At 69.1% G+C, this 19,612-nt stretch carries 20 protein-coding genes and 3 pseudogenes; 14 read left to right on the top strand and 9 right to left on the bottom strand.

Translation table 11 applies throughout. The features are described 5' to 3' along the window. Positions 1-66: 66 nt before the first annotated feature. The 7 genes from DRB96_RS02930 (at position 67) to DRB96_RS02960 (ending at position 6,220) form a co-directional block, all read left to right on the top strand. Positions 67-426 (top strand): hypothetical protein, encoded by a 360-nt coding sequence (locus DRB96_RS02930; protein ID WP_112446624.1) that lies wholly within the window; start codon positions 67-69, stop codon positions 424-426. Positions 427-478: 52 nt separating this feature from the next. Next, the gene (locus DRB96_RS02935; protein WP_112446625.1) at positions 479-808 is read left to right on the top strand and encodes a WXG100 family type VII secretion target; all 330 of its coding nucleotides are present in this window, start codon (positions 479-481) and stop codon (positions 806-808) included. Between the two features lie 96 nt (positions 809-904). Next, entirely contained in the window at positions 905-1,405 is a 501-nt protein-coding gene (locus DRB96_RS02940) for a type VII secretion system-associated protein (RefSeq protein ID WP_112446626.1), read from the top strand. A 45-nt stretch (positions 1,406-1,450) separates the two neighbouring features. After that, positions 1,451-4,366 carry an AAWKG family protein gene (locus DRB96_RS02945; protein ID WP_112446627.1) on the top strand — a complete coding sequence of 972 codons (2,916 nt, stop codon included), beginning with the start codon at positions 1,451-1,453 and terminating at the stop codon, positions 4,364-4,366. Positions 4,367-4,454: 88 nt separating this feature from the next. After that, positions 4,455-4,958 (top strand): YbaB/EbfC family nucleoid-associated protein, encoded by a 504-nt coding sequence (locus DRB96_RS02950; RefSeq protein WP_112446628.1) that lies wholly within the window; start codon positions 4,455-4,457, stop codon positions 4,956-4,958. Then, entirely contained in the window at positions 4,955-5,275 is a 321-nt protein-coding gene (locus tag DRB96_RS02955; RefSeq protein WP_112446629.1) for a hypothetical protein, read from the top strand. Before DRB96_RS02950 ends, DRB96_RS02955 begins: the two co-directional genes overlap by 4 nt. A gap of 6 nt (positions 5,276-5,281) precedes the next feature. After that, a complete protein-coding gene (locus DRB96_RS02960; protein WP_112446630.1) occupies positions 5,282-6,220 on the top strand; it encodes a hypothetical protein in 939 nt (312 codons plus the stop codon). On the opposite strand, the gene DRB96_RS44215 is transcribed toward DRB96_RS02960, so the two are convergent. Together DRB96_RS44215 and DRB96_RS46200 are read right to left on the bottom strand one after the other, a co-directional pair. Next, positions 6,201-6,467: an arsenate reductase ArsC gene (locus tag DRB96_RS44215; RefSeq protein ID WP_343234500.1), complete on the bottom strand. Its 267-nt coding sequence runs from the start codon at positions 6,465-6,467 to the stop codon at positions 6,201-6,203. The genes DRB96_RS02960 and DRB96_RS44215 overlap by 20 nt on opposite strands. A gap of 211 nt (positions 6,468-6,678) precedes the next feature. Next, positions 6,679-6,810: pseudogene (locus DRB96_RS46200) on the bottom strand (arsenate reductase ArsC); the annotation flags it as partial. Positions 6,811-6,886: 76 nt separating this feature from the next. Between DRB96_RS46200 and DRB96_RS02970 the strand changes: the two are divergent. Genes DRB96_RS02970 through DRB96_RS02980 form a run of 3 tightly spaced genes read left to right on the top strand, consistent with a single transcriptional unit; the run spans position 6,887 to position 9,085 of the window. Continuing rightward, positions 6,887-7,201 carry a metalloregulator ArsR/SmtB family transcription factor gene (locus DRB96_RS02970; protein WP_112446631.1) on the top strand — a complete coding sequence of 105 codons (315 nt, stop codon included), beginning with the start codon at positions 6,887-6,889 and terminating at the stop codon, positions 7,199-7,201. 34 nt (positions 7,202-7,235) lie between these two features. After that, the gene (locus DRB96_RS02975) at positions 7,236-8,030 is read left to right on the top strand and encodes an MIP/aquaporin family protein (RefSeq protein ID WP_112446632.1); all 795 of its coding nucleotides are present in this window, start codon (positions 7,236-7,238) and stop codon (positions 8,028-8,030) included. Beyond that, positions 8,027-9,085, top strand: a complete 1,059-nt coding sequence (locus tag DRB96_RS02980) for an ArsO family NAD(P)H-dependent flavin-containing monooxygenase (RefSeq protein WP_112446633.1) — start codon at positions 8,027-8,029, stop codon at positions 9,083-9,085. The genes DRB96_RS02975 and DRB96_RS02980 overlap by 4 nt, the downstream gene beginning before the upstream one ends. Positions 9,086-9,169: 84 nt before the next feature. On the opposite strand, the gene DRB96_RS42635 is transcribed toward DRB96_RS02980, so the two are convergent. The 6 genes from DRB96_RS42635 to DRB96_RS03010 all read right to left on the bottom strand — a co-directional run bounded on the left by DRB96_RS42635 (position 9,170) and on the right by DRB96_RS03010 (position 13,380). Further along, complete coding sequence (locus DRB96_RS42635) at positions 9,170-9,319, bottom strand: hypothetical protein (protein WP_162688464.1); 150 nt, start codon at positions 9,317-9,319, stop codon at positions 9,170-9,172. A gap of 51 nt (positions 9,320-9,370) precedes the next feature. Beyond that, positions 9,371-10,261: a permease gene (locus DRB96_RS02985; protein WP_112446634.1), complete on the bottom strand. Its 891-nt coding sequence runs from the start codon at positions 10,259-10,261 to the stop codon at positions 9,371-9,373. Positions 10,262-10,388: 127 nt separating this feature from the next. Next, positions 10,389-10,745: a metalloregulator ArsR/SmtB family transcription factor gene (locus DRB96_RS02990; protein WP_112446635.1), complete on the bottom strand. Its 357-nt coding sequence runs from the start codon at positions 10,743-10,745 to the stop codon at positions 10,389-10,391. A gap of 282 nt (positions 10,746-11,027) precedes the next feature. Beyond that, the gene (arsB, locus tag DRB96_RS03000) at positions 11,028-12,149 is read right to left on the bottom strand and encodes an ACR3 family arsenite efflux transporter (protein WP_112446637.1); all 1,122 of its coding nucleotides are present in this window, start codon (positions 12,147-12,149) and stop codon (positions 11,028-11,030) included. Between the two features lie 186 nt (positions 12,150-12,335). Beyond that, on the bottom strand, positions 12,336-12,716 hold the full coding sequence (locus DRB96_RS03005; RefSeq protein WP_162689048.1) for a transposase: 381 nt from the start codon (positions 12,714-12,716) through the stop codon (positions 12,336-12,338). 100 nt (positions 12,717-12,816) lie between these two features. Further along, on the bottom strand, positions 12,817-13,380 hold the full coding sequence (locus DRB96_RS03010; RefSeq protein ID WP_204357621.1) for a hypothetical protein: 564 nt from the start codon (positions 13,378-13,380) through the stop codon (positions 12,817-12,819). Positions 13,381-13,577: 197 nt separating this feature from the next. Between DRB96_RS03010 and DRB96_RS03015 the strand changes: the two genes are divergently transcribed. Further along, entirely contained in the window at positions 13,578-14,609 is a 1,032-nt protein-coding gene (locus tag DRB96_RS03015) for a hypothetical protein (RefSeq protein ID WP_204357622.1), read from the top strand. 29 nt (positions 14,610-14,638) lie between these two features. Here DRB96_RS03015 and DRB96_RS03020 read toward each other — a convergent pair. Continuing rightward, positions 14,639-16,083: pseudogene (locus DRB96_RS03020) on the bottom strand (NF041680 family putative transposase). Positions 16,084-16,647: 564 nt separating this feature from the next. Between DRB96_RS03020 and DRB96_RS03030 the strand changes: the two are divergent. The 3 genes and pseudogenes from DRB96_RS03030 to DRB96_RS03040 all read left to right on the top strand — a co-directional run. Beyond that, a pseudogene (locus DRB96_RS03030) lies at positions 16,648-16,821 on the top strand (low temperature requirement protein A); the annotation flags it as partial. A 360-nt stretch (positions 16,822-17,181) separates the two neighbouring features. Further along, complete coding sequence (gene rsgA / locus DRB96_RS03035; protein ID WP_204357982.1) at positions 17,182-18,231, top strand: ribosome small subunit-dependent GTPase A; 1,050 nt, start codon at positions 17,182-17,184, stop codon at positions 18,229-18,231. Beyond that, the gene (locus DRB96_RS03040) at positions 18,228-19,544 is read left to right on the top strand and encodes a bifunctional class I SAM-dependent methyltransferase/N-acetyltransferase (protein ID WP_112446641.1); all 1,317 of its coding nucleotides are present in this window, start codon (positions 18,228-18,230) and stop codon (positions 19,542-19,544) included. Before rsgA ends, DRB96_RS03040 begins: the two co-directional genes overlap by 4 nt. Positions 19,545-19,612: the final 68 nt, after the last annotated feature.

The following is a 19,612-nucleotide window of genomic DNA, read 5'->3' on the forward strand; positions in this document are numbered from 1 at the left end:
CGGACGGGTTTCGCACCCGCTCCGCTCCCCGTCCCCATGGCCGCGCGCCAGACAAGGAACACCATCATGGCGACTCCGCCGCCTCCCGGTAGCACCCAGACTTCGGACCAGAGCGAGAACCAGCGCGGCTACAACGCCCTCCAGCAGGCCAAGACGGGCGTGGAGAGGGCCCAGACCGACGTGAAGACGGTCATGGACGGCCTGATCAGGGCCTACGGCGGCGCCGACGGAGCCGCGTTCCAGGGCCTGCTCAACGAGTGGAGCGGCCAAGTGGACCTGATCACCCGGAGCATGGGCGAGATGATGCAGACGCTGACCGAGACCGGGCAGGCGCAGTCGCGCACCCAGGGCCAGATCAACGACTTCATCCAGGAAGCCAAGCGCTCCTCGATCTCCCAGGGAGCCCAGAACCGGCTCAACCCCTGAGCCGGCAAGCCTCCGTCACCTCTCCGTCAGCCCGCCGCCCGAGGAGCCCCGCATGTCCGACTTCTATTCCAACAAGACCGACGGCGTCATCCACGTCCAGTACCAGCACGTCGACCGTGCCGCAGAGGACATGCGGATGCAGACGACCGCGATCCAGAACACCGTCAAGGCCCTCAACGAGGAACTGGCCGGCCTCCGCGGCGCCTGGCAGGGCCAGGACGCCGCCGTCTACGGCCAGAAGCAGACCGACTGGAACACGGCCTCGGACGGCCTCGGCGCCATCCTCGCGAAGCACAGCGAACTGCTGAACATGATCAGCGAGATCTACAAGAAGCACGAGAACCGCAGCGCCGACCAGTGGAACAACGTCCGCATCCGCTGACCCGCCCCGACGGCGCCGCCGGCCCCGTCCGGCGGCGCCGGGACGTACCCGCAACCCCGCCCAGCCGCCCAGCCGCCCAGCCGCCCGGGAGTGACCATGGCCGACGGTACCGATCTGTCCCATCTCGACAAGGACAGTCTGGAGAAGTTCAGAACGGACAGCCTCGACGGGATCGCCGCCTTCGTCGCGCGCCTCAAAACGCTGACGAGCACGGGCCAGGAGGCGGGCCCGATCGCTTCCATGGAGTCGCTGGCCAGAACGATGGGGAACCTTGCCACCCCCTTCATGACGACCCCCCCGCGGTTCGGCAGGCTGGGGACCAATGACGACAAAGAAGAGACACCGATAGACGGGACGCCGCTCGTCAAGTTCATGGGGTCCACCTCCACCTCGCTGGCCGCGATCCTGACCAAGCAGAGGATCCTCTTCACCGAGATCGACGACGAACTGATTCAGACGATCAAGGAACTGGGCGATGCCCAGAGCGAAAGCCTCGACGGCATAACCGGGGCGGACTTCCTCGTCGACTGGAAAGACGTCAACCAGGCCTTCACGCCCGACAAACCCGCGCCCCCGCCCTCACCCTCGACCACCTGACCGTCCCACCACCCGTCGCGTTCCCCGGAAGGGCCCCTCTCCGCCATGGCAACACCGCCCCCACAGAACCCGACCCGGTGGGAATACGTCGTCGGACAACTCACCGGCTTCGCGGGCGGCAAGCGCGAGGACGTCGGGAAGGTGGGGAGCACCGGCGACCAGACCGTTCCCGGGACCGGCTGGCTGAGAGCGCACCCCAAAGCCCTCCCGCTGCTGAACGATTCCGAAGGCAATACGGAGAGCCTCCCGAACGTCGAGACCAAAGGTCCCGAGCGGGTCATCAAGTTCTACGACATCGCCCACAAGACCAACGGGGTCGAAAAGTACTGGGAGATCACACTGGGTGTTCCCTGGAACGAGGGCGGCAACGACTTCAGCAACAAGGGGAAGGCCGGCGCCTACGACTGGGGATACGGCGAGGCCCTCAAGTCCTTCATGGACAACGGAACCACCGCGAACCTGGATCTGGGATATGTGGGCGTCAAGGCCGTTGACGAGAAGGACTGCGTACAACTGGCCACGATCATGGACACGGCGAAGTCGTTCGACGAGGTGCGCACCTTCTTCATCGACTACCAGAAGAAGATCGAGACCTGGTCGAAGAGCCTCGGCGGGGACGACGCCGCCTGGAAGGGCTCGGCGGCGGATGTCTTCCGTACCCTGATCCAAGGACTTGACCTCGGGTACAAGGACCTCGGCGAGGAGCTCACCGCGAACCGGGGCATAGCCAGCGTGAAGCTGGGAAACCTTCCCGCCGTCGCCTCGGACACTTCGACCGGCCGAGAGATCCTGCGTTGCGCGAAGGCCATCCACGATGCCGCGACGAAGCTGCACGAGACCTGGGAGACGTGGTCGTTCTCCAGCGAGACCCAGCCCGCCACCTTCACGCCGACGCACTTCCTCGACCTGGAGATCGACAAGGTCGTCAAGTACATCAACAGCGAGAACATCCAGAAGGTGACCCTGGACGCGCCGAACAACAAGCTCGTACAGGGCGAAGGGTTCTCCATCTACTACGAGCCGTTCGGCGACCTGACCCAGAAGGAGGCCTGGCAGAAGCTCGCACAGCAGGCCTACCTCGGCTGGGTGGCGAACCTGCTGAGCCTCGACACGGTCGCGCTCGCACAGGCCAGCGCGCTCAACAACGCCTTCGCCGACCTCAAGTACGCCACCAGCTCCTTCACCTTCAACCCGGGCTTCACCGACCTCGCGACCAAGTACGCCGAGAACACGGCGAAGAACAAGCAGAAGGAGCTGGACGAGAAGGGCGGGGGCGACGGCGGGGAGAAGCCGCCGCCGAAGCTCGACCCGAACGGCATCGGCGGTGGCGGCGGCATCGGCGGTGGCGGCGGCATCGGCGGTGGCGGCGGTGACAAGAAGGGCAAGGTCCCCCCGCCCACCCTGGACCTCAACAACCCCGGCGGCAATCTGGGCAACGGCGGCAAGCCGCCGCCCACGCTCGGGATCAACCCGCCCGGGCTCGGTCTGGGCAACAGCGTCCGCAACCCCGACGGTTCCGTCACCGTCCGCAACCCCGACGGTTCGTACACCACGACGTACCCGGACGGACGCCAGGAGAAGACTCCCCCGGGCTCGCCCCCGCCGTTCCTCGGGATCAACCCGCCCGGCCTCGGTACCGGTCACGGGACCGCTCCGCTGAAGACGGTCAAGGGCCCGGACGGCAGCACCACCGCGTACAACCAGGACGGCTCCCGGACGGTCACGCACAAGGACGGGACCACCACCACAATCGGCCGCGACGGCACGACCACGACGGTGAACCCGGACGGCTCGACGACCGTGCTGCACAAGGACGGTAGCGAGACGGTCAGCTACCCGGACGGGACCAAGACCACGATCCGCCCGGACGGCAGCGCCGTCACGCAGTTCAAGGACGGCTCGACGCAGGTCCGTGCCACCGACGGCACCTTGACCACCACCGATCCCGAGGGCAACAAGACCGTCAACCGCCCGGAGGCGGGGCAGACCGTTCACAACCCCGACCGCTCGACCACGACCTTCAACAAGGACGGTTCGGCCACGACGGTCCACACCAACGGGACCAGGACCACCGTGAGTCCGAACGGAACGGTCACCACGATCGACCCCGACGGCACGAAGACGGTCTCCCACCTCGGCAGGAACACCTCGACCATCGAGTACGCGGACGGTTCCGTGGCCAAGGTGGACAAGGACGGCACGGTCGTCACCACCTACAAGGACGGCACCTCCACCAAGCTCGGCCCGGACGGTACCTACACGACCACCGAGCCGGACGGGGACAAGAAGACCGAGCACCTGAACCCGCTGGGCGGGAACGCGGGCGCGGAGACCAAGCACAACCCGGACGGCTCCACGACCACGAAGTACCCGGACGGCACGGTGGACCAGAAGCTCCAGGACGGCGGCCACAAGATCACCTACCCGGACGGGCGGACGGTCACCACGGACGCCGACGGCCGGACGGTCTCGGTCACGGGCGGCCCGACGGGTCTGGGCCCGAACGGCTCCTCGGGCAGGCTCAGCGACTTCGACTACTACGACTACCCGGACGACTACCGGAAGTCGGGGTCCTCCCTGTCGGGCGGCGGCTACGGCTCGGGCGGCCCGTCCGCGCCGACCCCGCTCGGCGCCAACCCCCTGGGGCACACCCTCACCCCGCCCCCCGGCGCGGGTACGGGTACGACCGTCCCCGGAGAGCGCAACCGGGCGTCCGCGCTCAACGAGGCGGCGGCCACCCGCGGTCGCGTCGCCCAGCTCGCCGCCGAGGAGGCCGCCGCGCTGCGCCGGCCGGCCACCACCTCGGGCGGGATGCCGATGATGCCGCCGATGGGCGGCGGCATGGGCGGCGGGGGCCAGAGCACGCAGAGCGAGGAGCGCGAGCGCGCCACCTGGGTCAGCGAGGACGAAGACGTCTGGGGCACCGACGAGGGCGGCGTCTCCGCGGTGATCGGGCGGTGAACCCGGCCGGTGGGAAAGCCGTCGAGGGACGAGGGACGGTCTCCGACCGCTCCCGGTACGCAGCACGCGAACGAGGAGGGACGCAGGGATGAGCAATCCCCTGGAAGAACGGCTGGCGGAGGCGCTGGCGGAGTTCGAGGAGACCCGGGGCCGCCTGGACGCCGCCGCGGCGGAGGCGGCCGCGATATCCGTGACGGTCACCGCCAAGGACCGCGCGGTGGAGGCGACGGTCGGGGCTCAGGGCGAGCTGACGGGCCTGCGCTTCCCCACCTCGCGGTACCGCACGATGGCTCCGGCGGAGCTGGCGAACGTGGTGATGACCACCATCGCCTCGGCCCGCGCCCAGGCCGCCTCCCAACTGCTCGACGTGTACCGGCCCTTCGGGCCCATTCCCGGGCTGTCCGCGGACGCGCCGGGCGGCTTCGGGCCGGTGGACTGGGAGGACCTGTTCGCGCCGCTGCGCGAGGACGCGGACCTGGTGGTCCCCTCCTCCCGCTCGGCCACCGCCTCTTCTTCCGGCGGGGCCCTGCTGGACGAGCTGGTGGACGACGAGGACGGCGGGACGGGCACGGCGGCGGGGGCGGGCCGGTGAGCGAACTCGACGTCGACAGCGAGGGCCTGGACAAGAGCGGCCAGGCCGTGAAGGACGTGGGCAGCGTGCTGAAGGTGGCCCGCGACGAGTACATGGACAAGATCACCAGCTATCGCGGCTGTTGGGGCACGGGCGAGTTCGGCGAGGCCTTCGCCAAGAAGTACTACCAGGGCCTCGGTCCCGTCGTGGACGGGACCGCGGCGCTCGTCGAGGCCCTCGAAGCGAGCGGCCAGAGCCTCGGCGACACCTCCAAGAAGTTCAAGAAGACCCAGCAGGACGTCATCGACCACGTCAACAACCCCACGAAGAAGCGCTGAGCCTCCATGTCGCTGCAGTTTCCCCCCGAGTGCGCCTGGCTGTTCGCCGCCCTGACCGGTGAGATCCCTCCGGACGGTGACGAGGACAAGCTGTTCGCCCTCGCCGAGGCGCACAAGGGGCTGCACGGGAAACTGAACGGTGAGGTCCAGCAGCAGGTGGCCGACGCCCTCGGCTACACGAAGAAGAACTTCGAGGGCAGCGCCGCCGAGATGTACCAGGAGGCGATGAAGTCCTTCCTCGGCGGCCAGAAGGGGCTCGACTACTTCAACTCCGTGACCGAACAGGCGGAGTTGATCGCCTCCTTCACCCGCAAGAGCGCGACCCAGCTCCAGTACACCAAGTACATGATCATCGCTCAGCTGGTGGAGCTGCTGGTCGAGGCCGCGGTGGCATTGGCGCTGTCCTTCTTCTTCGGCGCGTCCATCGGCGCGTACCTGCAGAAGCAGGCCATCGTCCGGCTGATCATCCGCACCCGGCTGGGGCGGATGATCGTCGCGCTGCTGATGCACGAGATCATCAACGTCGGCATGGGCGTGGTCATGGACGCGCTCAGCCAGTGGACGCAGCTGAACCAGGGCACCCGCGACGAGTGGGACAGCGAGCTCACCAAGAACGCGGCGCTCTCCGGGGCCGTACAGGGCGCGCTGGCGGGTCCCTTCCAGGCCCTGGGCGGCCTGTTCAGCAAGCTCCTGTCGAAGATGTTCGGCGACGACGCCGGACGGAAGATCGGCAAGCAGCTCGACGACGTCCTGCCGCCGCCCAAGGGCCTCGGCGACGGCGCGGGCAAGAACCTGGGCAAAAAGGGCGGCGACCTCGCACTGCCCCCGCCCAAGCCCAAGGCCGGTGACGACGTCGCTCCGCCGCCCCCGCCCAAGCCCAAGGCGGGCGACGGCGTCACCGGCGCGGTGGGGGTGTGCGGGGGCTTCAGGGGGCGAGCTGGGTGAGGAGCTCGCTGATGTGGGCGTCGATGGCGTCGCGGATGTTTCGTACGACGGCGATCGGTGCGCCGTCGGGGTCGGCGACGGGCCAGTCGAGGTAGCGGCGGCCGGGCACGACGGGGCAGGCGTCGCCGCAGCCCATCGTGATCACGATGTCGGCGGCCTCGACGACTTCCGAGGTCAAAGGCTTGGGGTAGGCGTCGAGAAGGTCCGCGCCCGCCTCGGTGAGGGCCTGGGCGATGCGCGGCTCCACCTCGTCGGCGGGGTGGGTGCCCGCTGAGGAGACGGTGACGCGTTCGCCCGCTCGGTGGTGCGAGGAGGGCGGCGGCCATCTGGGAGCGGCCCGCGTTGTGGCTGCACACGAACAGGACTCGCGTCGGGCCGCTCGTCAGCCCTTGGGTGTGGGCGAGGGCGTCCAGGCGCTCGGCGGTCAGCCGTTCCGCCAGCACGACCACGTGCGTACGGATCCGGGCGTGCTCGGCGAGCAGGCCCAGCACGGTTTCCGGCGCGAAGCGGCCGGCGTACCGGGTGGCGAGGCGGGCAGCCCCCGCGGCCAGGCGTTCGTCCGGCAGGAGGGGTGAGGAGGGCGTGGGCATGGCGATCCTGTTCAAAGGAGCCAATAAAGTCAGCTCACGCTGGTGTCAGCCCCAGCTGATGTGACAGTATCAGCACATGATGACGTCAGTCGACACTGAACTGATCCGAGTCCTGGCAGACCCCCTCAGGCTTCAGATCGTGACCCTGCTCTCCCGCGAGACGCTGTGCACCACGCACCTCGTGGAAGAGACCGGCGCCAAGCAGACCAACCTCTCCAACCACCTGAAGGTGCTCAGAGAGGCCGGGGTCGTGGAGACCGAACCGTGCGGCCGATTCATCTACTACAAGCTCCGCCCGGAAGTCATCGAGGCCCTCGCCGGTCAGTTCGCCGGGCTCGCGCAGGCCGCGCGTGCCACTTCCGAAGCGAACATCAAGCGGTCCTGCCCATAGTCCGCTTTGCCCCTCACCTGCCCGAGGAGAACCGTTGTCCGTCACCGAGCCCGTCGCCGACGCGCCCGCAGCGGTAACCGCGATACCCGCCGACGCGCCCCAGCCCGCACCCGGCGCGAGCCCGCCCGCCATTCCGCTGGTGGCCCGCGCGGCAGCCGAACTCGTCGGAACGGCCGCGCTGGTCGCGATCGCCGTCGGGTCCGGCATCCAGGCAACGAAGCTCACCCAGGACGTCGCGCTGCAGCTGCTGGCCAACTCCACCGCCACGGTCTTCGGCCTCGGCGTCCTGATCGCCCTCCTCGGCCCGGTCTCTGGAGCCCACTTCAACCCGGCGGTCAGCCTCGCCGAGTGGTGGACCACCCGCCGCACCGGCGGCGGAGTCACCGCCCGCGAGCTGGCCGCCTACGTGCCCGCCCAGATCACCGGCGCCATCGCGGGGGCGATCCTGGCCGACGCGATGTTCAGCGAGCCCCTGGTGAAGTGGGCGACCCACGACCGCTCGGCCGGGAACCTGCTGCTCGGCGAGGTTGTCGCTACCGCCGGTCTGGTCGTGCTGATCTTCGGCCTGGCCCGCACCGACCGGCTGCGCTTCGCACCCGTCGCGGTCGCCTCGTACATCGGCGCCGCGTACTGGTTCACCTCCTCCACCTCCTTCGCCAACCCGGCCGTCACGATTGGCCGCGCCTTCACGGATACCTTCGCGGGCATCGCTCCCGCCTCGGTTCCGGCGTTCGTCGGCGTGCAGCTCGTGGGCGCGGTGGTGGGCCTGGCCCTGGTGGCGCTCATCTTCATGCGAGGCACGACGGACACCGGAGTGCCCGCGGCATGACGCGGCACGCGGATGTGGTGGTGATCGGCGGCGGCCAAGCAGGGCTCGCCGCCGGCTACCACCTGCGTCGTCTGGGCATCGAGTTCGTCATCCTCGACGCCCAGACGGCGCCCGGCGGGGCCTGGCAGCACACCTGGGAATCCCTGCACCTGTTCTCCCCGGCCGCCTACTCCTCCCTGCCGGGCCGCTTCATGCCCGCGCAGGAGGGTGAGTTCTACCCTGACGCCGCGCACGTGGTCTCGTACCTCGCGGACTACGAGAAGCGGTACGAGCTTCCCGTCCAGCGGGGTGTGTGGGTCGATGCCGTCCACCGCGATGGCGACTTCCTGCGTGTGGAGACCGACTGCGGTGACTGGCGGGCCCGCGCGGTCATCAGCGCCACCGGAACCTGGACCCGTCCGTTCCTGCCCGCTGTTGCGGGCCGGCGCGAGTTCGAGGGACGCCAGCTTCACACCGTGCAGTACCGCAGCCCGGCCGAGTTCGCCGGTCAGCGTGTGATCGTGGTGGGCGGCGGGAACTCCGGAGCCCAGATCGCCGCCGACCTCGCGCCCACCACCGCGCTGACCTGGGTCACCCAGCGCCCGCCCCGCTACCTCGCCGACGACATCGACGGCCGGGCGCTCTTCGATGCCGCCACCGCCCGCCGCCAGGCACTCGACGCGGGCCGCACCGACACCGGCGGTGTCGCCTCCCTCGGCGACATCGTGGCCGTGCCCCCGGTCCGCGCCGCCCGCGACGCCGGACTCCTGGCAGCGAAGCCGATGTTCACCCGCCTCACCGCCACCGGTGTGGAATGGGTCGACGGCGCCAGGGCCGTAGCCGACGCGGTCATCTGGTGCACCGGCTTCCGCCCCGCTCTCGCGCACTTCGCCTCTCTGCGCCTGCGGGGCACCCGCGGCCACATCTCCACCGCCGGCACCCGCGCCGTCGATGAGCCGCGCCTGCACTTGCTCGGCTACGGAGACTGGACCGGCCCCGCCTCCGCCACCCTCATCGGTGTCGGGCGCCCCGCCCGCGACTCCCCCCGCGAGGTCGCCGAGCTGCTGGGCCGCTGAACCGACACGGCAGATGGCAGGGAACCCCACCGGATCGTTGGTGGGGTTCCCTGCCATCTGCCGTGGAGGCGGCCGGTACGCGGATCAGCTGTCGGAGTCGGAGCGGGATTCGGCGCGCTGCTGCTGGGGGACGGTCTCGTCCTCTTCGATGATCTGGACGTCGCAGCAGTCGGAGGCGGGCTTGTTGTCGGACTTGCCGAAGAGCTTGACGAAGAGGCCGGTCTTGGTGCTCATGAGGTCTGTCTCCTGGACGGGGTTGAAGGGAAGCAGGGTCTGCGGGCTTGGTCAGGCGACGAGGGGGACGAGGAATCCGCCGGCCAGCGCGAGGGCGAAGACCGAGGTGGCGAAGGTGGTCAGCAGCTTGGGCTTGAACAGCTTCGTGAGCAGGGTCAGTTCGGGCGGGCTGATGGCGGCCGCTGCGATGACGAAGGCGAAGACGGCTCCGAGGTTCATGCCGCGTTCCATCAGGGCGAAGCCGATGGGCAGGGCGGTCTCGGCCCGCATGTAGAGGGGGATGGCGATCAGTGCGGCGAGCGGGATGGCGTACCACTTGCCGTCACCGGCGACGGCGGCCATGAGGTCGGTGGGCACGGCCCCGTAGATCAGCGCGCCGATCGATACGCCGATCAGCATCGGCTTGACCATGGGCTTCAGCTCGATCACGGCCTCGCGCCAGGCGCCGGGGAGTTCGGCGCGCAGGCCGCGCCAGGGCACGTATGCCTTCTCCTGGCTACCGGTGACCCTTACGCGCTTGACCTGTCCGGCGAAGCCGGCGCGGTGCATGCCGTGCGCGATGAGCAGGGTGCCGACCGCGGCGACCGCGGTGAAGCTGACGGCCATCTTCCAGCCGAACAGGGCGCCGATGGCCACGAACACGAACGGGTCCATGATCGGCGAGGCGATCAGGAAGGCCACGGCGGTGGAGAAGGGCACTCCCGCGCGCAGGATTCCGGCCAGGACCGGGATCGTCGAACAGGAGCAGAAGGGGGTGAGCGCGCCGAAGGCTGTGCCCTTGACCATGCCCTTCAGGTGGCTGCCGCCCAGCCACTGGGCCAGCTTCTCCGGGCCCGCTCTGCGCATCAGCAGGGTGACGAGGAAGGCGATCGCGACGAAGAGCGCGACGAGTTCCCCGGTGATGACGGCGAACGTCTGGAGTACTTCGAGGACGTGGTTCACGGGTGGTGCACCTCAGGGCTTGCAGACATCGCTGTGCCGTCCCACCGGCGCGGACGCTGCCGGTGGGGAGGGGGAGTTCAGTCTTGGGGCTGTACGGGGGCCGGGCGGTCGCCCGGCTCAGGTCACTTCACTGACAGGACGCAGCGCCCTCGGGGGCCTGGGCCGCGAGGCTGGCGAGCAGCTGGACGGGGCCACCCAGCTCGGCGCAGCACAGGGAGTAGACGTTGCTCCGCCCGCGGGGCTTGGAGCTGATCAGCTCCTGCTCGCGCAGGGGTGCCAGGTGGTGGCTGACCAGGGTCTGGCTCAGCCCGGTGGCCTCCTGGAGCTCCTTGACCGTGCGCGGACGCTCGGCGATCAGCAGCATCAGTGTCAGGCGGGTCTCGTCCCCCAGGGCTCGCAGCTTCGGGGCCAGGAGACGGGCCCGATCGCCCTCGGAGAGCAGGGCCGCCGGGGTCGTCACCGCGACCGGAAGAGTCGTTGTCATACCCCCGACCCTAACACCACCACCCGCACCTATCAACAGTATTTGCTGTTGATAGGTGGGTGATGGCGGTTGTTTGGGCTGGTCAGCGCCTGTCGGCCCCTGCGCACGGGAAGCAGCGCACGCTCCGGGCCGGAGTCTCGCTGGGCGGCGCGAGGAGGGGGCGCCTGCGGATCTCGTAAGCGACGACCCGTGCGTGGTTGGCGCACACGGCGGCGCCGCAGCTGCGGCAGATGCCGACTGACGGGGTTGCGGTCCCTTGCGTGTGGCAGTCGAGGCAGTGCATCAGCGGGACTCTCCCCGGGTCGCCACCCGGCCCGCCGCAAACCTCTTGCGCCAGGCCAGGGATACGTAGACCAGGCCGATCAGGACCGGGACCTCGATGAGGGGGCCGACGACGCCGGAGAGGGCCTGGCCGGAGGTGACGCCGAAGGTGGCGATGGCGACGGCGATGGCCAGCTCGAAGTTGTTGCCGGCGGCGGTGAAGGCGAGGGTGGCGGTGCGGTCGTAGGCGAGGCCGATGGCCTTGCCGAGGGCGAAGGTGCCGAACCACATCACGGCGAAGTAGACGAGGAGCGGCAGCGCGATACGGGCCACGTCCAGGGGCTGCGAGGTGATGGTCCTGCCCTGCAGGGCGAAGAGGATGACGATCGTGAAGAGCAGGCCGTACAGGGCCCAGGGCCCGATCTTCGGCAGGAACTCCGCCTCGTAGGCGGTGCGTCCGAGCTTCTTCTCGCCGATGCGGCGGGTGAGGAAGCCCGCGAGGAGCGGGATGCCCAGGAACACGATCACGTTGAGCGCGATGTGCCAGACCGGAACGTCCAGGCCCTGACCGTCACCGAGCCCGAGCCAGCGGGGCAGCAGGTCGAGGTAGAACCATCCCAGCGCGCCGAAGGCGATGACCTGGAAGACCGAGTTCAGAGCGACCAGGACGGCGGCGGCCTCGCGGTCACCGCAGGCGAGGTCGTTCCAGATGATGACCACGGCGATACACCGGGCCAGGCCCACGATGATCAGCCCGGTCCGGTACTCGGGCAGGTCCGGCAGGAAGATCCACGCCAGCGCGAACATGAGTGCCGGACCGACGATCCAGTTGATGGCCAGCGAGGACGCCATCAGCTTGCGGTCGCCGGTGACCGCGTCGAGCTTGTCGTAGCGGACCTTGGCCAGCACCGGGTACATCATGACCAGCAGGCCGATCCCGATGGGCAGGGAGATGCCGCCGACCTCGACCTTCGCCAGCGCGTCGTTCAGGCCGGGGACGAGCCGGCCGAGCCCCAGGCCGACGCCCATGGCCAGCAGGATCCACACGGCCAGGAAGCGGTCCAGAGTGGACAGCTCGCCCACGATCGACGGATTCTCGGCGCCCGGCGGCTGTACGGCCGGGCCGGGTTCGGTCGTGGTCATGAGGGGACTCGCTTTCGGTGTGGAGAGGTGACGTGCGCCGCCACGTGATGGGCCATCGGGGGAGCTGTAGTCGACGGGGGCACCCCCCAAAGGCGTGCGGAGCGGGGCCGTCATATCAGTATTTACTGATGTCAGCCTGTACTGATGCTCTCACATCAGTCACCCCTGATGCATTCGTGGCTGACATTAGGGCCGAATGACCCAATGAGGGACTCTGTCGGGGATCTCGAGATTTCTTGACCATTGCCCTTGGCGCCACCAGCGGGGCCGGGGCAATTCGTTCTCGTCGAGGTACTGCTGGAACGCCGTCGGTGAGCGGGGGCGGTAGGTGGAGACTGCCGGTTCCTGGGTGCTGAGGCGTTCGATGTTGACGGCGATCGCGATCAGGACGTGCTGGACGTGGGCCTTGGACACGCCGTGGTGGCGGCAGCGGCGCATCTGATGGCCGTTGACGAGCTCGTTCATGGTGCCCTCGATGCCGGAGCGTGAGGCGTAGAGCCGCTGCCAGTGTGGATCCTGCTGATCGGCGCGGTTGCTGGCCTGGAGCTCGCGCAGGCGGCGGGGCAAGAGTTCACGGTCCGTGCCGCCCCGGAGGTGCACGAAGTGTGCTATCGGTAGGAGTCTGTGATCGGGTGGTCGATGTTCTTGTAGCTGACGGCCTGTGAGGTCACCGTGTGTGGTCACCGGGGGCGTACTTCTTCCAGATTCCTCCAGCTTGGGCGGCGACGGCCTCGGTGTGGACGGCGTGGTAGCCGAGCATCCCCGCAACGACCGACGGCGGTGCTTGGAGGACGAGCTGTCGCAGGGTGGCGGTCCGGCCGTGGAGGGTGGGGATACCTGCGGCGGTGAGTCGTTTGCCGAGGGTGGCGGGGTCCATGGGCTGTCCGGCCCGGCGTCCGGGGAAGAGCCAGCCGCTGCCGGGGAGGGTGCCGTTGGGCCTGTTCGGTCGTCCGTTGAGTACGTAGTCGAGGAGCATGCCGGCGAAGGGCTCGGGGACTGGTGTGGGCGGATCGCCGAGGCGGAGTGCGACCTGGCCGGTGTCGTGCTGGACGTCGTGGACGGTGAGCCGGACCAGACGTCGGACCGGTTGGGCATAGAGAAGGATCAGCGCGGCGGCGATCCGTTCCATGAGCGGGAGATCGTCGCTGGTCATGACCTTGCCGATCAGGGCGATGCGGCGGTGCTGGCTGATCGGAGCCGGGTTGTCGGTGCGGATGGTGGGGATCCTCAAGCGGGGCATTGCCTGGTGTTCGACGCACCAGCGCAGGAACGCTTGGACGACGCGGCGGGTCGCCACCTCCGGCGGGCCCTGTGGCCCTCGGAACGCTCCACCCGGATCGGCTTCTTGGTGGAGGACCGGCTGCGCGAGGCCCTGCTCGTGCAGTGCCGCAGCGACCGCATCGAGCCCCCGGGCGTATCGAGCGGATCGTGGCCGCGGCACGGGCGCGGGCTGACCGCGTCTTCTGTACGCAGACCGTCGCACGCCTGGGCGAGGCGTGCGCCCGCCGCCTGCTGGACCTGGTGGCGGAGGGCAACGAGGACGGCACCGCACTGCTGGCCTCGCTGGAGCGGGACCCGGGCGCCGTGGGCCTGGATTCGCTCCTGACGGAGATCACCAAGTTGACCGCCGTACGCCAGCTTGGCTTGCCGGAGGGGATGTTCTCGGACTGCTCGGAGAAGCTGGTGGCCGCATGGCGGGCGCGGGCGATCAAGATGTACCCCTCGGACTTCCGCGACGCGGGCGAGGACGTGCGGACCACGCTACTGGCCGCGCTGTGCACGTCTCGTCAGGCGGAGATCACCGACGCTCTGGTGGAACTGCTCGTTGCTCTGGTCCACAAGATCAATGCCCGTGCCGAGCGACGGGTGGAGCGGCAGCTGACGGCGGAGCTGAAGAAGGTGAGGGGCAAGGAGGGCATCCTCTTCCGCCTCGCTGATGCGGCGGTGGGCCAGCCGGAGGGGACCGTGCGCACGGTGCTGTACCCGGTGGTAGGTGAGAAGACGCTGCGCGACCTGGTCGCGGAGGCCAAGGCGAACGAGAGGGCGTTCAAGGCCAAGGTCCGCACCACGCTGCGCTCGTCGTACAGCTCGTACTACCGGCAGATGCTGCCGCCGCTGCTGAACACTCTGGGCTTCAAGTGCAACAACACCACCTACCGGCCGGTGATGGACGCGCTTGCTCTGCTGACCAAGTACGCCGACGTCGACGGCAAGACCCGCTTCTACGACGTCGGCGATGTGGTGCTGATGGACGGCGTCCTACGCAAGGACTGGCGCGAGGCCGTCGTCGACGACAAGGGCACCTCGGTCGCCACCTGCGAGCGCATCGACCGCGCCACTCTCCAACGGCGCCTGCTTCTCGCGCTTTTCGCCCTGGGCACAAACATGGGCATCCGCGCCAGGGCACCGCGTGCGCGTCGGACTCGAAGAAGTTCGGTTCCTGGTCCTCGAACTTCATGACCGAGTACCACGCCCGTTACGCTTGTTCCTTAACGTCGGGCTTGATCGCGTTCGATCAGTGACTCCGGGCGCTTGATGGTTTTTCCCACGTCGTAGCGGGTGGCAGGGCGGCGGTTCTTGGACCCGGGGGGCCGTCCAGGTCCGGGTCGGGTGGATTTCGGAACTCTGGCCGGGTTGGCGAGATGGGGTCGGATGTTCCGGAATGCTCGACGAACGCGCGTCGGGGTCCTGGCGGTGCCGGCGTGGGTGGTCTTCTCCCAGGGCTTGCGGTGGTCAGCGGTGGCTGGGGCGGCGAGGCGGAGTTGCGTGTGGGCGACGATCACGAGCCAGGTCCAGCGGTCAGCCGCCTGTGGGCTGCGCAGGCGCGGGCGGGTCCAGCCGAGGTCCTGTTTGAAGTAGCGAAAAGTGTGTTCAAGATCGAAGCGGCGTAGGTAGCAGGCCCAGGCCTGGTCCACGTCGGTGGTGGTGGCGCCGGTTTTCGAGGACCACAGCCACAACGGCGGTGCGTCGCGATCGCCGGGCAGGCGCTGGACTTTGAGGCGGATCAGGGTGCCCTCGACCAGGGGGAGATCGCCGTCGTGGTCGATCCACGAGGAGCGGTGGGTCAGCCGGGGGTGGACCCGGTCCCAGGACTGGGTGCGGGCCTTGCCGTAGCGGTCGGTGTCGTTGACCGTCACCAATGCGGGCTCGGGCCAGGTCTCGGCTTGGCCAGCCGCAGTTCCAGGCCGTGCTTCCGTGGGCGTCCCAGGGGCTGGTAGGTGAAGGACAGCGGCCGTGGCGGAACCCTCAGCACCCGGTCGGAGCGCAGCCGGCCGACCAGTTCGACGGGCAGATCCCGCAGCACCCACGCCAGGCGGGTCACGTCGTAGCCGGCGTCCATCACGACCAGCATGTCCCGGTCGCCAGTCCGCCACTGGCCGGCACGGACCAGGCGCTCGACCACCGCGCGCAGCTGGGCGGCGGTGACAGCGGTGGCGTCGTCCTCGGGGCCCAGGCGGACCGCGTCCAGGACCGCGGTCCACGACGATGGGCCCGGGGACAGGGCTGCGACCAGGGAGTACGGCCAGCCCGGGATGATCTGAGCGGTACTGCGGGACCGGCCGTGAACGTGGCAAAACAGCCGCTCCGGTGAGCACGCCGCATCCGATCGGAGCCACGGCGAGACGTCCACGGACAGCACGATCCGCCCCTCGAAGCGTGGCAGCGGCACCGAGACCAGCAGGTCACGCAGCCGCTCGACATCGAGGCGACCGTCGTTGAGCGCCGCGTACAAGGAGCCGTAGCTGCGGCGGTGCTCAACAGTCAGCGACAGCTCCACCGGCGTCTTCACCGGCCCGTCCGAGCACAGAAGCGCGTCGGTGAGCTCGAAGAAGGCGTCCGCACGCGCTGACAAGCACCCGTAAAAGTCGGTTCGGAAGTGTGACAGTTCCTCGAATGCGTCCCGCTCGCCGACCCGTTCCAGCACACTCACCACCACGGCCTTCTTCGTGAACACTCTGATCTCGTCGCTGAGTTCAGGATCACGAGAAGGCCGTACCCATGTCCGGCGATCACCCGAACGAGCGACCTGACGGACGCTGATGATCAAGCCCGACGTTAAGGAACAAGTTACGGACTGTTTCTGAGCCGTACATGACAGGAGTGTTGGCGTGGAAGGAGAGCCGGGGCGGTGGTCCGATCATCGCCGGTGACGATGCGGACCTCCTCGACGCGGCGAGGACGCTGGCTCCCGGACTTGGCCAGGGGCGGGCGAAAGGCGGCTGCCACCTGGTGCGGCACCTCCGGCAACACCAGATCCTCCGCGATCTCGCCGGCCGTGGCCTTCCACTCCCCGCCGTCGCGCTCACGCCACATCCCCAGGCCGCCTCCGCCCAGCCGGCCGGAAGCCCGCACCGTACCGATGATCCGCCGTCGCGCGGCCCGTTCCTCGTGCGAGACACCGTTCCACCTCCTGAACCCGCCACTCGCACCCCTGCCAGGAGAACCATCCCCGCGATGAGCACCGAGCCTGCTCCCAGACCGTTCGCGTTGGTGCAGGATGACCGCACGGCCCAGCGATGAGCCCCACCGCACCGCCACCAGCCTGGAACTCTTCTTCGACCTGCGCTTCGTCGTCGCGGTCGCCCAGGCCGGAGCCGAACTCGTGCACGCCCTCACGGAAGGAAAAATGGTGGCGGGGATCGCCAGTTACCTCACGGTGTTCTCCGGGATCTAGAGCCGGCTCCTGGGGACAGCAGACGGGTCGCCGCTGGGGAGCCCGTCCGGTGAGTACCGCCCATCGGTAAAGGGGGGTGCGGAGGCGTGCTAGCGTTGTCTGAGCAGAGACAACGGGTCGACTGCGGGACCAGAAGTGGGAGGTGAGTTGATGACTGTCGTAGAGGCCGCTGCTGAATGCAGTGCCCGCCGGACCATCCTCACGTCCCGGGCCCCGGTCTGACCTGACGTTTACGCCCCTGCCCGAGCCGGTGAGCTCGCGACGGGAGGCTAGCGATTCACGTATGTTCGGGGTCCTTGTTCAAGGGTCTCTACGTTGTCTCAACCTTCTTTCCTTCTCATTCCACAGCCGCATTCCCTGGTGGACTTCGGCTGGGATGCGGCGTGCGCGCACGCCTTCACCTCCTACCGGGCTGCCGGGCTGATGCCGGCGCGGATTGTACGGGCCGAGCGCGGCCTGTGCGAGGCCGTCACCGACGCAGGTCCGGTCCGTGCGGAAATCCCGCTCTCCGCTGATCCGCTGTCGGTGCCGTGCACGGGCGACTGGGCCGCCCTGCGCCCCGCCGCGCCGGGCCATGCTCCAGTGGTGGACGCGGTACTGGAACGGCGTACCGCCCTGGTCCGCTCCTCGGCTTCGCGTACCTCCCACGGCCAGGTCCTGGCCGCCAACGTCGATACGGTCGTCGTGACGGTGTCGCTGACCGCCCCGCTCAAGCACGGACGGACCGAACGCATGCTCGCCCTGGCCTGGGACAGCGGCGCCCAGCCGATCGTGGTGCTCACCAAGGCCGACGCATGCGCCGACGCACCAGCGGCCGCAGGCGAGGTGTCCGAGCTGGCACCCGGTGTCGACGTGCTGGTCACCAGCGCCCTGTCCGGTGAGGGCATGGACACCATGGCAGCCGTCATCCACGGCACCATTGTGCTGCTGGGTCCCTCGGGCGCAGGCAAGTCCACGCTCGGCAACCGGTTGCTGGGTGAGGACCGGCTGGCCACCGGCGCCGTCCGTGCCACGGACGGCAAGGGCCGGCACACCACCGCATGGCGCGAGATGCTCCCCCTGCCCACCGGCGGGGTCCTGCTCGACACCCCCGGCCTACGCGCCATCGGCCTACACGACGCCCAGGACGGGCTGGAGCAGACCTTCGCGGAGATCGAACAGCTCGCCCAGGGATGCCGGTTCACCGGCTGCGCTCACGAAAGCGAGCCGGGTTGTGCGGTTCTGGCCGCCGTCAGTGCCGGAGAGCTGCCCCAGCGCCGCCTGGACAGCTACCAGCGGCTGCTGCGGGAGAACGCGTATGCCGCCTCCCGTACGGATGCCCGCCTGCGTGCGGGCCGGGAGGGCACCAAGAAGTCCATCGCGCAGAGTCTGCGCGCCACCTACCAGTTCCGGGAGCGCCAGGTATGAACCTCGCCGACCTTCCCTCACACGACACCGGCCAGGATCCGCTGACGGAGGCGTTCCTCACCCTTCTTGACCAGCTGCCCCGGCATGGCCCCGGCTCGGACGCCACCACCCGGCGACTTCTGGAGCTGGCCGGACCACTGCCCGCGCACCCACGGATCCTGGACGCAGGCTGCGGCCCCGGCCGCTCCGCCCTGCTGCTGGCTGACGAGGCCGACGCGCACGTCACCGCGGTCGACCTGCACCAGCCGGTCCTGGACGCACTCGCCGCCGAAGCCACACGCCGGGGCATCGGCGAACGGATCACAACGGTCAACTGCTCGATGGACCAACTGCGCTTCCCCGACCACAGCTTCGATGTGATCTGGGCCGAAGGTGCGGTCTACAACATCGGCTTCGACACCGCCTTGCGAGCCTGGCACCGGCTCCTCGCCCCCGGCGGCACCCTCGTCGTCACCGAAATCGAATGGACCACCCCCAACCCCTCCGCACAGGCCCGCACCTACTGGAACGCGGCCTACCCGCTGCGCACCAGCGCCGCGAACACTGATGCCGCCCAAGCTTGTGACTACCGGGTCGGCGCCCACTGGCCTCTGCCCGAAAGCGACTGGTGGAACGAGTACTACACCCCGCTCACAGAGCGGATCTACCGGGCCGCCCCAGACCGGCCCGGCATGACCGAGGCCCTTACGGCCCTGCGCGAAGAGATCGCTCTGCGCCGCGAGCACGGCAGCGACTACAACTACGCCGGCTACATCCTCCACCCCCACGACAACACCCCTCACCGACCCGAGAACGGAACCACCATGACCCCCTGGACCACACGCCCCGAGACCACCACCGACATCGCCGCGGTCCGCGAGATCAACCTCGCCGCCTTCCCCTCCGCCGGGGAAGCCGATCTCGTTGACGCCCTGCGCGCTGACCCCAAGGCATGGATCGAGGGACTGTCCATGGTCACCGAGGCGTCCGACGGCACCCTGGTCGGCCACGCGCTGCTCACCCGCTGCCACGTCGACGGGGAGCCCGCCCTCGCACTGGCCCCGTGCGCGGTGCTGCCCTCGGCCCAGCGCACGGGCGCCGGCTCCGCCGCCATCCGCGCCGCACTCGATGCCGCCCGGACGATGGGCGAAAACCTCGTACTCGTCCTCGGGCACGTCGACTACTATCCCAGGTTCGGCTTCACCCCGGCCTCCCGCTTCGGCATCCGCGCACCCTTCGAGGTGCCCGACGAGGCAATGATGGCCATGGCCCTGGATGACACCCGCTCGGCCCCGACCGGCACCATCCAGTACCCCGCCGCCTTCGGTATCTGACGGCCCCTGATCCCGTCCACCCGGCTCCAGGGCACCGCGCCCGGGAGCCGGGCACTCTTATGTCGACT

Source organism: Streptomyces sp. ICC1 (assembly GCF_003287935.1).
In the GTDB taxonomy this organism is placed as follows: Bacteria; Actinomycetota; Actinomycetes; order Streptomycetales; family Streptomycetaceae; genus Streptomyces; species Streptomyces tritrimontium.

Bases quoted from the DNA above. Each gene is read 5' to 3' on its own strand.
- DRB96_RS02990 (WP_112446635.1), bottom strand. From the start codon at position 10,745: ATGACAACGACTCTTCCGGTCGCGGTGACGACCCCGGCGGCCCTGCTC.
- DRB96_RS02980 (WP_112446633.1), top strand. From the start codon at position 8,027: ATGACGCGGCACGCGGATGTGGTGGTGATCGGCGGCGGCCAAGCAGGG.
- DRB96_RS02930 (WP_112446624.1), top strand. From the start codon at position 67: ATGGCGACTCCGCCGCCTCCCGGTAGCACCCAGACTTCGGACCAGAGC.
- arsB (WP_112446637.1), bottom strand. From the start codon at position 12,149: ATGACCACGACCGAACCCGGCCCGGCCGTACAGCCGCCGGGCGCCGAG.
- DRB96_RS02935 (WP_112446625.1), top strand. From the start codon at position 479: ATGTCCGACTTCTATTCCAACAAGACCGACGGCGTCATCCACGTCCAG.
- DRB96_RS02940 (WP_112446626.1), top strand. From the start codon at position 905: ATGGCCGACGGTACCGATCTGTCCCATCTCGACAAGGACAGTCTGGAG.
- DRB96_RS02960 (WP_112446630.1), top strand. From the start codon at position 5,282: ATGTCGCTGCAGTTTCCCCCCGAGTGCGCCTGGCTGTTCGCCGCCCTG.
- DRB96_RS03040 (WP_112446641.1), top strand. From the start codon at position 18,228: ATGAACCTCGCCGACCTTCCCTCACACGACACCGGCCAGGATCCGCTG.
- DRB96_RS02970 (WP_112446631.1), top strand. From the start codon at position 6,887: ATGATGACGTCAGTCGACACTGAACTGATCCGAGTCCTGGCAGACCCC.
- DRB96_RS42635 (WP_162688464.1), bottom strand. From the start codon at position 9,319: ATGAGCACCAAGACCGGCCTCTTCGTCAAGCTCTTCGGCAAGTCCGAC.
- DRB96_RS02945 (WP_112446627.1), top strand. From the start codon at position 1,451: ATGGCAACACCGCCCCCACAGAACCCGACCCGGTGGGAATACGTCGTC.
- DRB96_RS02950 (WP_112446628.1), top strand. From the start codon at position 4,455: ATGAGCAATCCCCTGGAAGAACGGCTGGCGGAGGCGCTGGCGGAGTTC.